Raw genomic sequence first — 13476 nt, 5'->3', positions numbered from 1 at the left:
TCTCTGCCGGAGCCCCCCTCGGGGACTCTTCTCGTCGTTGCTAGCGAGCATAGCATGACAATCGCATCACAGTTCAATGAATAATCGACGACAAACGCAAGCGAAACGAAATTCGGCACCACAGCGAGGAGCGCATCAATGGGGGGCATGACCCTTTCTCCGACCACCACCCTGCCAACCGATTTTCCTAAGGCTGCCTTGGCCGGGCGCGTCTTTCGGCCCGATGTCGAAGGCCCCTCGGTGGTCGCTGTCCGTGACGGCGAGGTTTTCGATATCAGCCGCGCTTTCCCCACGATGCGCGACCTATGCGAAACTTCCGCACCTGCCGCGGCCCTGCGCGAGGCCACCGGCGAATCGCTCGGCCCGCTCGAGGCCATCCTCGCCAATTCCGTGGAGGCGACGCGCGACCCCTCCCGGCCCTATCTCCTCGCGCCGATCGACCTGCAGGCGGTCAAGGCGGCGGGCGTCACCTTCGCCGTCTCCATGCTCGAGCGCGTCATCGAGGAGCGCGCGCGTGGCAATGCGGACGCCGCCGCTGCCATCCGCAAGGAGATCAACCGCCTCGTCGGCGACGACCTCAACCGCCTGAAGCCAGGCTCGCCCGAGGCCATGCGCCTCAAGGAGGTGCTGATGGCGCAGGGAGCCTGGAGCCAGTATCTCGAGGTCGGCATCGGTCCTGACGCCGAGATCTTCACCAAGGCCCAGCCCATGTCGAGCGTCGGCACCGGGGCGGACGCCGGCATCCATGCCATCTCGACTTGGAACAATCCCGAGCCCGAGGTCGTGGTCGTCGTCGCCTCCGACGGGCGCATCGTCGGCGCCACGCTCGGCAACGACGTGAACCTGCGCGACGTCGAGGGCCGTTCGGCCCTGCTGCTCGGCAAGGCCAAGGACAACAACGCGAGCTGCGCCATCGGCCCCTTCGTGCGCTTCTTCGACGACGGCTTCTCGCTCGACGATGTGCGCCGCATGCACGTGACGCTGACGGTCGAGGGCGAGGACGGCTTCCGCATGGAAGGCTTCTCCACCCTGGAGAAGATCAGCCGCGACCCGGCCGACCTCGTGGCCCAGATGATCGGCCGGCACCATCAGTATCCGGACGGCACGGTGCTCTTCCTCGGCACCCTGTTCGCGCCGGTGGAGGATCGCGACGCGCCGGGCAAGGGCTTCACGCACAAGGTGGGGGACATCGTCACCATCGCCTCGCCGCAGCTCGGCAGCCTCGTCAACCGCATGCGCCACAGCCAGGACTGCGCACCCTGGACCTTCGGCACCGGGCAGCTGATGCGCAACCTCGCCAGGCGCGGCCTCCTCTGAGCCGCAGACGGGCAGGGACATGAACCGGCATCGCCGCCCGCCGCCCGCAGGGCCTGCCGGTGGCGATGCCGCCCCCGGCGACAACACGGCCGCCTTCCTCGCCGTGCGGCCACGGCTGCTCGCCATCGCCCATCGCATGCTCGGCACAATGAGCGACGCCGAGGACGTGGTGCAGGATGCCTTCCTGCGCTTCCACACTGCCGGCGTGGCCGCCGACAATCCGGAAGCCTGGCTCGTCACCGTGACGAGCCGCCTCGCCATTGACCGGCTGCGGGCCGCGCGGCGCGAGCGCGCCGCCTACGACGGCCCCTGGCTGCCGGAGCCCTGGACGGGGCCGGACGAGGGCGACGTCTTTGCGCGCGACCTGCCCTATGCCGTGCTGGTGCTGATGGAACGTCTCGGCCCGGTGGAGCGCTGCGCCTTCGTGCTGCGCGAGCTGCTCGACATGCCCTATGCGCGCCTCGCCGAGGTGCTCGGCCGCAGCGAGACGGCCTGCCGGCAGATCGTCGCCCGCGCACGCCGCCGGCTCGGCGCCGGCCCGCTCGCAACGGCCGACGAGGCCATCGCGCGCCGTGAGCGGCACGGGAAGCTCATGGAGGACTTCCGCCTGGCGCTCGCCGCCGGCGATGCCGAGCGTCTCATCGGCCTTCTTGCGTCGGACGCCGTCATCGCCACCGACGGCGGCGGCAAGGTGCGCGCCGCCCGCAACATCGTGCGGGGCGCGGAGCGGATCGTGCGGCTGGTGCTGGGCGTCGCCCGCAAGCTCGGCCGCCGTCGCATCGAGCGGCCGGCCCGCTTCTCCGGCGAGGCCGGCTTCGTCACGTACGAGGACGGCCGCCCGGTGCGCATCGTCATGGCCGCCAGCGACGGCGGGCGGATTACGACCGTCTACTTCGTCCTGAACCCGGACAAGCTCGCCCGCATCCCGGCGGCGGGCTGATTTTTTTGCCCCGTCCTGTCACAGGCGTCGGCCTGCGTCGTCTTCGGTGCATGCGGCCGCACACGGCCGTCCACCGGAGAACAGACGATGAGGACCATCAAAGCCTACGACATCATCCCCGATATCTTCACCGCTGCGCGCCGGCTCAATGGCGACATCGAGGCCCTCGGCCTCGACATGAGGCTCGTCGAGCTCGTAAAGACGCGCGCGTCGCAGATGAACGGCTGCGCCTACTGCGTGCACATGCACGCCGGCAGCGCGGTGAAGAAGTACGGCGAGAAGCCGGAGCGGCTCTATCTGCTTCCGGCATGGCGGGAATCGACCGCCTTCGACGCGCGCGAGCGGGCCGCCCTCGCCTGTGCCGAGGCGATGACGCGCATGGACGACCACGCCGCCATCGTCGAGGCCGCCACCGGCCTCGACGCGCACTTCTCCGAGAAGGAGGTGGTGGCGCTGACGGCGCTCCTCGCCATGATCAACTTCTGGAACCGGATCGCTGTCGGCTTCGGCACCCAGCACCCGCCGGTGTGACCGGCGTCAGATGATGTTCGCCTCGCGCAGCGGCCGCTGCGCGAGAACCCGCGTATAGCCGAGATCGGAGAGATCGAGCGTCACGAAACGCCCGTGCACGATCTCTTCGGCGATGCCGCGGCCGACGGCGGGGGACTGCTGCAGGCCGTGGCCGGAAAAGCCGTTGGCGAGGAAGAGGTTCTCGACCTCGCCGGCGCGCCCGACGATGGCGTTGTGATCGAGAAGGTTCATATCGTAGGGCCCGGACCAGGCCCGGCCGGGGCGGATCTGCTCGAAGGCGGGCACGCGCGTCGCCAGCGCCGGCCAGATCGTCTGCTCGAACAGCGACCAGTCGACCGCTTCGGGATTGTCGTCCCAGTCGGGGTCGGCGTCGGCTTCCGGCGAGATGCCGCAGATGAACATCTGCCCCTCGGCGCCGCGGTGGCCCTCCGGGCGCACATAGGCCCCGGACGTGTCGATCATCAGCGGGCAGTTGTCGACCGGCCCCTTGCAGGTGAAGCTGAAGACGTAGCGCTTCTTGGGATAGACGGGGATGTCGACGCCGGCGGTCGCGGCGATGCGCCGGCCGTCGGAACCCGCGCAGTTGACCACCGTGCCGCAGTCGATGCGACTGCCGTCGGTGAGATGCACGGCGACAACGCGATTGCCCTGCCGCTCGAGACGGGCGACCTCACCCGTCCGGTACTCGGCCCCGAGCGCCCGCGCCTTCTTCCGGAAGGCCTGCAGGAGCGCCCAGCCGTCAAACCAGCCCTCGCCGCTGCGTCCCCAGGCCCCCGCGAGCAGATCGTCGGTGGCGAGCCACGGGAACTTCTCCCTGAGCCCGGCGGGATCGAAAAGGACGATGTCGGCCCCCTCGGCCTGCTGCACCGCGTGGTTGCGGGCGAGCGTCTCGGCCCCCTCCTGCGTGGATGCAAGATAGAGATAGCCGCCTTCGGTGAGGTCGATCACCGGCCGCTCTTCATCCACCGAGAGATGGCTGCCGATGTTGCGCAGGAAGGCGATGCCGTAGAGTGAGATGCGGACGTTCACCGGGCTCGAGTACTGCTGCCGGATGGAGGCCGCCGACAGCGCCGAGGCCGAGCGGGCATAGGTCGGATCCTTCTCGATCACGACAACGCGGCCGGCGAAGCCGGGATCGGACAGGAGATGGAAGGCGACGGAGGAGCCCATCGCCGCACCGCCGACGATGACGACGTCGGCCGTCGTGGCCGAAGGGAAGGAACCGTTGGAGGACTGGGACATGATGCTGGCAGGCCGGAGTGAGGGAGGCGCGAAGAAGCGCCGCAGGACGGCGGCTTCATGAGCTGACCGCATGATTGCCGCATGCGAAGTGGCTTGTCCATGGGGCGCTCTCCGTGGCCCGGCGTCGCACCGGCCGACGGACGGCGCTGCCGTGACGCCGGGTCAGGCGGCTCCCGCTTGCATTTCCGCCCCGCATTCGCCCAGCAGCCAGTCGCGAAAGGCGGCGAGAGCCGGGCGGTCCGCCTTCTCCTCGGGATAGACGAGGTAATAGGCCTCATCGCTCGAGATTGGCCGGTCGAAAGGCACGACGAGCGCGCCGGAGCGCAGCTCGTCCTCGACGAGGAAGCGCGGCACGATGGCGAGGCCGAGGCCGGCAACGGCCGCCTGCGCGACCATGGCGAACTGCTCGAAGCGCGGTCCCATCACCGCCCGCTCGGCGGAGAGACCCTGGGCCGCGAGCCACAGGCTCCAGGCGCGCGGGCGCGTCGCCTGCTGCAGCAGCGGCACCGTGAGCACGTCTGCCACGTCGACGAGCGGGTGCCGGGCGACGAGGGCCGGGCTCGCCACCGGCACGATGGCCTCGCCCATGAGCCGGTGCATGCGCGCCCCGGGCCACACGGGCTCACCGAAATGGATCGCCGCATCGAGCCCCTCGCGTGCGAAGTCGAAGGGCAGGATGCGCGTGGCGAAGTTGATGGTGACGCCCGGATGGCGCTGGAAGAAGCCGGGCAGGCGCGGGATGAGCCAGCGCGTGCCGAAGGTCGGCAGAATGGCGAGGTCGAGAATGCCGCCGGCGCCGCGGAAGGCCATGGCGTTGACCGTCGCCGCGGTGAGCCGCGCCAGCGCCTCGCGCACCTCGCCCGCATAGGCGCTGCCGGCAGGCGTCAGCACCACGCGCTGGCGCACGCGCTCGAAGAGCTTGAGGCCGAGTTGCGCCTCCACCGCCGCCACCTGGCGGCTGACGGCTCCCTGCGTCAGGTTGAGCTCCTCCGCCGCCTTGGTAAAGGACAGGTGCCGCGCCGCCGCCTCGAAGGCGGCGAGCGCTGTCAGGGACGGCAGGGCAAGGCGCTGGTGGACATCGCGCATCGATCATTCCGTTTTGTAATGAACTCGTGAGAACATATCGTTTGAAACGCGGCAATGAAACCGCCATCCTGTCGCGGCAAGGAGACTCCGCATCCGCGCGATGCACCACAACGGCCGCCTCCCCTGGCGAGGCAGGAGCCGCACAACGCTCCGGGAAGAGACATGACTGTTCACACCGCCGCCGCTTCCGTCCGCGAGGAGGCGCTTGCCATTCTGAAGCGTCTCGGCGTGTCCGACGCTGCCTTCGCCGCCTCGGGCCTTGCCGCCCGTTCCCCCGTCACCGGCGAGATCATCACCCATGTCCGGGAGGCCGGCGCGGCCGAGACCCGCGCGGCCGTTGATCGCGCCGCCAAGGCCTTTCTCGAATGGCGCCGGGTGCCGGCACCACGGCGCGGCGAGTTCGTGCGCCTGCTCGGTGAGGAGCTGCGCGCCGCCAAGGAGGATCTCGGCCTCCTCGTGACGCTGGAAGCCGGCAAGATTATCTCCGAAGGCCTCGGCGAGGTGCAGGAGATGATCGACATCTGCGATTTCGCTGTCGGCCTCTCCCGCCAGCTCTACGGCCTGACCATCGCCACCGAGCGGCCGGATCATCGCATGATGGAGACCTGGCACCCGCTCGGCCCCGTCGGTGTCATCACCGCCTTCAACTTCCCCGTGGCCGTCTGGTCGTGGAACGCCGCGCTCGCCCTCGTCTGCGGCGACCCGGTGATCTGGAAACCGTCCGAGAAGACGCCGCTCACCGCCCTTGCCGTGACGGCCATCGCCGAGCGTGCCGCCAAGCGCTTCGGCGGCGTGCCCGAGGGCCTGCTCGAGCTTGTCATCGGCGGCCGCGAGGCGGGTGAGGCCCTCGTGGCCGACGAGCGCGTGCCGCTCGTCTCGGCCACCGGTTCCACTGCCATGGGCCGCAAGGTGGGCCCGAAGCTCGCCGAGCGCTTCGCCCGCGCCATCCTGGAGCTGGGCGGCAACAACGCCGCCATCGTCGCGCCCTCGGCCGATCTCGATATCGCCCTGCGCGCCATCGCCTTCGCCGCCATGGGCACGGCGGGCCAGCGTTGCACCACGTTGCGCCGCCTCATCGTCCACTCGAGCGTCTATGACAAGCTCGTGCCGCGCCTTGTGAAGGTCTACGGCAGCGTCACCATCGGCGACCCGCGCGCAAAGGGCACGCTCGTCGGCCCGCTCATCGACAGGGCGGCCTTCGAGGGCATGGAGAAGGCGCTCGCCGAGGCGAAGGCCCTGGGCGCCACGGTTCACGGCGGCGGCCGCGTCACCGGCATCGGCGGCGAGGATGCCTATTATGTCCGCCCGGCACTCGTCGAGATGCCGGCCCAGGCCGGCCCGATGCTGCACGAGACCTTCGCGCCCATCCTCTATGTCGTGAAGTACGAGAGCCTCGACGAGGCGATCGCGCTGCAGAACGGCGTCGGCGCCGGCCTCTCCTCCTCTATCTTCACGCTCGACATGCGTGAAGCCGAGCGCTTCGTTTCAGCGGAAGGGTCGGACTGCGGTATCGCCAACGTCAACATCGGCCCCTCGGGTGCCGAGATTGGCGGCGCCTTCGGCGGCGAGAAGGAGACGGGCGGCGGCCGCGAAGCGGGCTCGGATGCCTGGAAGGCGTACATGCGGCGCGCCACCAACACCATCAACTACGGCACGGCCCTGCCGCTGGCGCAGGGCGTGACCTTCGACGTGGACGCATGAGCGGCGCGTGAAGCCTCCCCTCCCTCCGGGCAGGGGAGGCGCGCTGTTCGGATGAGTGACAGACCTGCCAGGGACGAAAACCAGATGGCCAAGGACAACATCGGCGCCTTCAACTGGGCCGACCCCTTCCTGCTCGAAGACCAGCTGACCGATGACGAGCGGATGATCCGCGACACGGCCCGCGCCTATGCACAGGAGAAGCTGCTGCCGCGGGTGCTCGAGGCCTATGCCCAGGAGAAGACGGACCGGGCCATCTTCAACGAGATGGGCGAGCTCGGCCTCCTGGGCGTGACGATTCCGGAGGAGTACGGCGGCGCCGGCGCGAGCTATGTGGCCTACGGCCTCGTGGCGCGCGAGGTGGAGCGTGTGGACTCAGGCTATCGCTCGATGATGAGCGTGCAGTCCTCGCTCGTCATGTATCCGATCTACGCCTATGGCAGCGAGGAGCAGAAGCGCAAGTATCTACCCAAGCTCGCCTCCGGCGAGTGGGTCGGCTGCTTCGGCCTCACCGAGCCCGACGCCGGCTCCGACCCCGCCGGCATGAAGACCCGCGCCGAGAAGATCGATGGCGGCTACCGCCTCATCGGCTCCAAGATGTGGATCTCCAACTCGCCCATCGCCGATGTGTTCGTCGTCTGGGCGAAGTCCGCCGCCCATGACAACAAGATTCGCGGCTTCGTACTGGAGAAGGGTCTGAAGGGCCTCTCTGCGCCGAAGATCTCGGGCAAGCTCAGCCTGCGCGCCTCTATCACGGGCGAGATCGTGCTCGACAATGTCGAGGTGGGCGAGGATGCGCTGCTGCCCAACGCCTCCGGCCTCAGCGGCCCCTTCGGCTGCCTCAACCGCGCCCGCTATGGCATCTCCTGGGGCGTCATGGGTGCGGCCGAGGACTGCTGGCACCGTGCGCGTCAGTACACGCTTGACCGCAAGCAATTCGGCCGGCCGCTCGCCGCCACGCAGCTCATCCAGAAGAAGCTTGCCGACATGCAGACCGAGATCGCGCTCGGCCTGCAGGCCTCCCTGCGCGTCGGCCGCCTCTTCGACGAGGGCAAGATGGCGCCGGAGATGATCTCCATCGTCAAGCGCAACAACTGCGGCAAGGCTCTCGATATCGCCCGCATGGCGCGTGACATGCATGGCGGCAACGGCATCCAGGAAGAATACCACGTGATGCGCCATGCCCAGAACCTCGAGACGGTCAACACCTACGAGGGCACGCACGACGTGCACGCCCTCATCCTCGGCCGGGCGCAGACGGGCATCCAGGCGTTCTTCTGAGGTTCCGAGACTCTCGCCGGTCCCGCCTGCGGGTGGGATCGGCCCCGTCATGAAAGTCGATACAATGACCCCCCTTCCCCTTCAGGGCCTCAAGGTTCTGGAACTCGCGCGCATTCTCGCCGGGCCGTGGATCGGCCAGCAGCTTGCCGATCTCGGCGCCGACGTCGTCAAGGTCGAGCGGCCGGGCAGCGGCGACGACACGCGGGGCTGGGGGCCGCCCTTCGTGCCGGCGGCCGACGGGGGCGACCTGTCGGCGGCCTATTTCCACTCGTGCAACCGCGGCAAGCGCTCCATCACCGTCGATTTCGAGACGGAGGAGGGGCGCGCCATCGTGCGGCGGCTGGCGGCCCAGGCCGACGTCCTCATCGAGAACTTCAAGGTCGGCGGCCTGAAGAAATACGGGCTCGACTACGAGAGCCTCCGGGAGATCAATCCGCGCCTCGTCTACTGTTCCGTGACCGGCTTCGGCCAGAGCGGGCCCTATCGGGAGCGGGCGGGCTATGACTTCATGATCCAGGGCATGGGCGGGATCATGGACCTTACCGGCGCGCCCGACGGCGAGCCGCAGAAGATCGGCGTCGCCTTTGCCGACATCTTCACCGGCCTCTATGCCACGATCGGCATCCTCGCTGCCCTTCGTCGCCGCGACATCACGGGCGAGGGCGGGCACGTCGACATGGCGCTGCTCGACGTGCAGGTGGGCGTCCTCGCCAACCAGGCGATGAACTATCTCGTCTCGGGCAAGTCCCCGCGCCGGCTGGGCAACGCCCATCCCAACATCGTGCCCTACCAGGTCTTCGAGGTGGCGGACGGGCACGTCATCATCGCCGTCGGCAACGACGGGCAGTTCCGCCGCTTCTGCAACGTCATTGGCATGCCGGCGCTCGCCGAGCAGAGCGAATATGCGACGAACAAGGCCCGCGTCGAGAACCGCGGCCCGCTCGTTGCGATCCTCGCCGGTGCGCTGAGGCGCCTCCGTCGTGACGAGCTATTGGCCCGCCTCGAGGCCGAGGGCGTGCCGGCCGGCCCGATCAACTCTGTGGCGGATGTCTTCGCCGACCCTCAGGTGATCGCCCGCGGCATGCGGGTGGACCTGCCCTGCCCGGAGGCGGCCGGCGGCTCAATCCCGAGCGTGCGCTCGCCCATCGTCATTGACGGCAAGCCGATGGTCGCCAGCCGCCCCTCGCCGCGGCTCGGCGCCGACACGGACGACGTTCTCAACGATCCGGCCTGGGGCGCGAAGACGCCCGGCCAGCAACAGGGATAGAATCATGAACGCGCGCACCGGCGGGCAGATCCTCGTCGACCAGCTTGTCCTCCACGGCGCCCGCCACGCCTTCTGCGTGCCGGGCGAGAGCTATCTGGCCGTGCTCGATGCGCTCCACGATGCATCGATCGAGGTCACCGTCTGCCGCCAGGAGGGCGGTGCGGCGATGATGGCCGAGGCCCACGGCAAGCTCACCGGCCGGCCCGGCATCTGCTTTGTGACCCGCGGGCCCGGCGCCACCAACGCTTCACCCGGCATCCACATCGCCAAGCAGGATTCGACGCCGCTCATCGTCTTCGTGGGCCAGATCGAGCGGGGCATGCGCGAGCGCGAGGCCTTCCAGGAGCTCGACTACCGCGCCGTCTTCGGCACCATGGCCAAGTGGGCGACCGAGATCGACGACATCACGCGCATTCCGGAGATTGTCGCGCGCGCCTTCCGCGTCGCCACCTCCGGCCGGCCGGGCCCGGTCGTCATCGCCCTGCCGGAGGACATGCTGGTGGAGACGGCCACGGTCGCCGACGCCCAGCCCTACGACCCGGTGGAGACGCATCCCTCCCTCGCCCAGATGGCGGAGCTGCAGAAGCTGCTGTGGGCCGCAAAGGCGCCCGTCGCGATCCTCGGTGGCTCGCGCTGGAACGAGAAGGCGGTGGAGCGCTTCGTGCGCTTCGCCGAGCGCTTCGACCTGCCGGTCGCCGTCTCGTTCCGCCGGCAGATGCTGTTTCCCGCCGACCATCCGAACTTCATCGGCGATATCGGCTTCGGTCCCAACCCCAGGCTGATTGAGCGCATCAAGGCGGCAGACACCGTTCTGCTCATCGGCGGGCGCCTGTCCGAGGTGCCGAGCCAGAGCTATTCCCTCCTCGGCATCCCCGAGCCGGGCTGCACGCTCGTCCACGTGCATCCCGATGCCAACGAGCTCGGCCGCGTCTATCGCCCGACGCTCGCCATCAACGCCTCGCCCGCGGCCTTCTCCGCCGCGCTCGAGGGCCTGCAGCCGCCGGCAACGATCGGCTGGAGTGCCGGCCGCGAAGAGGCTCGCGCCGCCTATCTCGCCTGGAGCGACCCGACGGCCATCCGCACGCCCGGCAACCTGCAGCTCGGCGAGGTGATGGCCTATCTCGAGGAGAAGCTGCCGGCCGACGCCATCATGTGCAACGGCGCAGGCAACTACGCCATCTGGCTGCACCGCTTCCACCGCTTCCGCCGCTTCGGCACGCAGCTGGCGCCGACCTCCGGCTCCATGGGCTATGGCGTGCCGGCGGCCGTCGGCGCCAAGCGGCTCTATCCGGACCGCACGGTGGTCGCCTTCGCCGGTGATGGATGCTTCCTGATGCACGGGCAGGAGTTTGCCACCGCGGTGCAGTACAACCTGCCGATCGTCGTCATCGTCATCGACAACGGCATCTACGGCACCATCCGCATGCACCAGGAGCGGGAATATCCCGGCCGCGTGTCCGGCACCATGCTGACGAACCCGGATTTCGCCGCCTATGCTCGCGCCTTTGGCGGCCACGGCGAGCGCGTGGAACGCACGGAGGAGTTCGCTCCCGCCTTCGAGCGTGCGCTCGCCGCCGGCAAGCCGGCGATCATCCACTGTCTCATCGATCCCGAGGTCATCAGCCCGGCGACGACGCTCTCCGCCATCCGCGAGAAGGCGCTGCAGGCGAGGCGCTGAGCGGCAGGACGGTTCCCGAAACAGCGAGCCCCGGACGGCACCCGTCCGGGGCTCGTTCGCTTTCAATTCGCCCGGGGCTCAGGCCGCCTTCGCCTGCTCCAGGCGCCTGGCGACGAGCGCCCTGAGCGCCCGCAGATCCTTCACGAAGAGGCGGATGCCTTCGGAGAGCTTCTCGGTCGCCATCGCGTCCTCATTGAGGAGGAAGCGGAAGCTCCTCTCGTCAAGCGTCATTCTGGCCGGGGCTTCACCCACGTTCGCCGGGTCGAGCCGGCGCGGCAGCGGCCCCTCTTCGGCGGCGAGCTGGTCCATGAGCGCGGGCCCGATGGTCAGCCGGTCGCAGCCCGCGAGCGCCTCGATCTCGCCGGTGTTGCGGAAGGAGGCGCCCATCACCACCGTCTTGATGCCGTGCGCCTTGTAATAGGCATAGATGCGCCGCACGGACTGGACGCCAGGGTCCGTCTCGGCCGTGTAGGGGCCGCCGCCGGCCTTGACGTGCCAGTCGAGGATGCGGCCGACGAAGGGCGAGATGAGGAAGACGCCCGCATCGGCACAGGCCGCCGCCTGCACCAGCGAGAAGAGCAGCGTCAGGTTGCAGTCGATGCCCTCGCGCTGCAGCACTTCCGCAGCGCGGATGCCTTCCCACGTCGAGGCGATCTTGATGAGGATGCGGTCGCGCGGGACGCCCCGCGCCTCGTAGGCAGCGATGAGCGCCCGCGCCTTGGCGACAGTTCCCTCGATATCGAAGGAAAGGTCCGCATCGACCTCCGTGGAGACGCGGCCGGGCACGATCTTCGTCAGCTCCGTGCCGAAGGAGACGGCGAGCCGGTCGCACACCGCGGCCGTCACGGCCTCCGCCGAGCCGGCCTGCTTGCGACCCCAGTCGATGGCCTCGTCGAGCAGGTGGCCGTAGGCCGGGGCTTCGACGGCCTTGAGCAGCAAAGTCGGATTCGTCGTGCAGTCCTGCGGCTTGAGACGCCGCACGGCCTCGATGTCGCCCGTGTCGGCGACGACGACCGTCATCGCCCGCAGCTGGTCGAGCTTGGAGGGCATGGCTGTTCTCCCATCATTCCTCAGGGGAGTTGGATCACAGATAGCCATACGCCTTCAAGAGCTCAGGCAGCCACAATGTCGTCGCGGGGACGAAAGTGATCAGGATGAGCACGAGCAGGAGCGGAATGAGGAACGGTGCGACGGCCTTGACGCAATCCTCGAAGGAGATGCTCGCGACGCGCGAGAGCACGTAGAGCACCATGCCGACCGGCGGCGTCAGCAGGCCGATCATCAGGTTGAGCACTATGATGATGCCGAAGTGCACCGGGTCGATCCCGAGGGTGAGAGCGACCGGAAGCAGCACGGGCGTCAGGATGGTGATGGCCGCGATCGTCTCCATGAAGCAGCCGACGATCAGCAGGAAGACGTTGACCAGGATGAGGAAGGTCACCGGATCCTGGGCCACGGCGAGAATCCAGGCGCCCAGCGCCTCGGTGGCGCGCGTCGTCGTCAGCACCCAGCCGAAGATCGAGGCGCCCGCGACGATGAAGAGCACGACCGCCGTCGTCTCGATGGTGTCCATCGTCACGCGGATGAACTGGCGCATGGACAGGACCGAGTATTTCGGTGGCCGGCCGAGCATCCGCATGACGCCGTTCAATGCCATGTGAACGACAGTGGACAGGAGAAGGGCATAGGCGCAGGCGAAGACCGCCGCCTCCGTCGGCGTGAAGATGCCGAAGCTCATGCCGCCGATGATGATGGCCGGCGTCAGCAGCGGCAGGAAGGCGTCAATGAAGGTCACGCCCAGACGCTTGACGGAAAAGCGGGCGTCGGCGCCGATCTTGTTGCGGTGGGCGTAGATCGCGACGGTGGCCGACAGGAACAGCGCCATGAGCAGGCCCGGCAGGATGCCGGCCACGAACAGTGCGTTGATCGAGGCATTGGCCACGACACCGTAGATGACGAGCGGCAGCGACGGAGGGATGATGGGCCCGATGGTCGACGAGGCGGCGGTGATGCCCACGGCGAGCTTGGTGTCGTAGCCGTGGTCGCGCATCGCCTTGATCTCGATGGTCCCGAGGCCGCCGGCGTCGGCGACAGCCGTGCCCGACATGCCGGCGAAGATGACCGAGCCCGCCACGTTGACGTGGCCGAGGCCGCCCTTGAGCCAGCCGACCGCCGCCGTCGCGAAATCAAAGATCTGCTTCGTGATGCCCGCCGAGTTCATGAGGTTGCCCGCCATGATGAAGAACGGCACGGCGAGCAGCGGAAAGGAATCGACACCGTTGACCATGCGGTGGATCACCGTGATCTCGGGCGCGATCCCGGACAGGACGATGTAGAGCAGCGAGGAGCCCGCCAGCGCCACGGCGATGGGCACGCCGAGGATGATCATGGCGAAGAGCGCGACGAACATCAGTGTGAGCAGCATACGCGCGGGCC

The 13476-nt window shown here is 68.7% G+C and carries 11 protein-coding genes; 7 read left to right on the top strand and 4 right to left on the bottom strand.

Annotation, left to right across the window (positions count from 1 at the left end):
• Positions 1-147: 147 nt before the first annotated feature.
• The 3 genes from HNQ73_RS05895 to HNQ73_RS05885 all read left to right on the top strand — a co-directional run bounded on the left by HNQ73_RS05895 (position 148) and on the right by HNQ73_RS05885 (position 2788).
• Positions 148-1317: a fumarylacetoacetate hydrolase family protein gene (locus HNQ73_RS05895; RefSeq protein WP_183333357.1), complete on the top strand. Its 1170-nt coding sequence runs from the start codon at positions 148-150 to the stop codon at positions 1315-1317.
• 19 nt (positions 1318-1336) lie between these two features.
• A complete protein-coding gene (locus HNQ73_RS05890; RefSeq protein WP_183333182.1) occupies positions 1337-2257 on the top strand; it encodes a sigma-70 family RNA polymerase sigma factor in 921 nt (306 codons plus the stop codon).
• Between the two features lie 87 nt (positions 2258-2344).
• On the top strand, positions 2345-2788 hold the full coding sequence (locus tag HNQ73_RS05885; protein ID WP_183333180.1) for a carboxymuconolactone decarboxylase family protein: 444 nt from the start codon (positions 2345-2347) through the stop codon (positions 2786-2788).
• Between the two features lie 6 nt (positions 2789-2794).
• Here HNQ73_RS05885 and HNQ73_RS05880 read toward each other — a convergent pair whose 3' ends face one another.
• Entirely contained in the window at positions 2795-4030 is a 1236-nt protein-coding gene (locus tag HNQ73_RS05880) for an NAD(P)/FAD-dependent oxidoreductase (RefSeq protein WP_183333178.1), read from the bottom strand.
• Positions 4031-4192: 162 nt separating this feature from the next.
• Positions 4193-5116, bottom strand: a complete 924-nt coding sequence (locus HNQ73_RS05875) for a LysR family transcriptional regulator (RefSeq protein ID WP_183333176.1) — start codon at positions 5114-5116, stop codon at positions 4193-4195.
• Between the two features lie 162 nt (positions 5117-5278).
• Here HNQ73_RS05875 and amaB point away from each other — a divergent pair, with 162 nt between their 5' ends.
• Genes amaB through HNQ73_RS05855 form a run of 4 tightly spaced genes read left to right on the top strand, consistent with a single transcriptional unit; the run spans position 5279 to position 11040 of the window.
• Positions 5279-6817, top strand: coding sequence for an L-piperidine-6-carboxylate dehydrogenase (gene amaB, locus HNQ73_RS05870; RefSeq protein WP_183333174.1), 1539 nt, complete (start codon positions 5279-5281; stop codon positions 6815-6817).
• A 51-nt stretch (positions 6818-6868) separates the two neighbouring features.
• Entirely contained in the window at positions 6869-8095 is a 1227-nt protein-coding gene (locus HNQ73_RS05865; RefSeq protein WP_183333172.1) for an acyl-CoA dehydrogenase, read from the top strand.
• Positions 8096-8144: 49 nt separating this feature from the next.
• Complete coding sequence (locus HNQ73_RS05860; protein ID WP_373284866.1) at positions 8145-9362, top strand: CaiB/BaiF CoA transferase family protein; 1218 nt, start codon at positions 8145-8147, stop codon at positions 9360-9362.
• A gap of 4 nt (positions 9363-9366) precedes the next feature.
• Entirely contained in the window at positions 9367-11040 is a 1674-nt protein-coding gene (locus HNQ73_RS05855) for a thiamine pyrophosphate-binding protein (RefSeq protein ID WP_183333170.1), read from the top strand.
• Between the two features lie 78 nt (positions 11041-11118).
• On the opposite strand, the gene tal is transcribed toward HNQ73_RS05855, so the two are convergent.
• Positions 11119-12090 (bottom strand): transaldolase, encoded by a 972-nt coding sequence (tal, locus tag HNQ73_RS05850; RefSeq protein WP_183333168.1) that lies wholly within the window; start codon positions 12088-12090, stop codon positions 11119-11121.
• 34 nt (positions 12091-12124) lie between these two features.
• Complete coding sequence (locus HNQ73_RS05845; protein ID WP_183333166.1) at positions 12125-13465, bottom strand: TRAP transporter large permease; 1341 nt, start codon at positions 13463-13465, stop codon at positions 12125-12127.
• Positions 13466-13476: the final 11 nt, after the last annotated feature.

The sequence above is a fragment of the Chelatococcus composti genome, from assembly GCF_014201415.1.
GTDB lineage: Bacteria > Pseudomonadota > Alphaproteobacteria > Rhizobiales > Beijerinckiaceae > Chelatococcus_A > Chelatococcus_A composti.
Note: the sequence above shows the minus strand (reverse complement) of the source record. Positions and strands in the feature narration are given on the sequence as shown.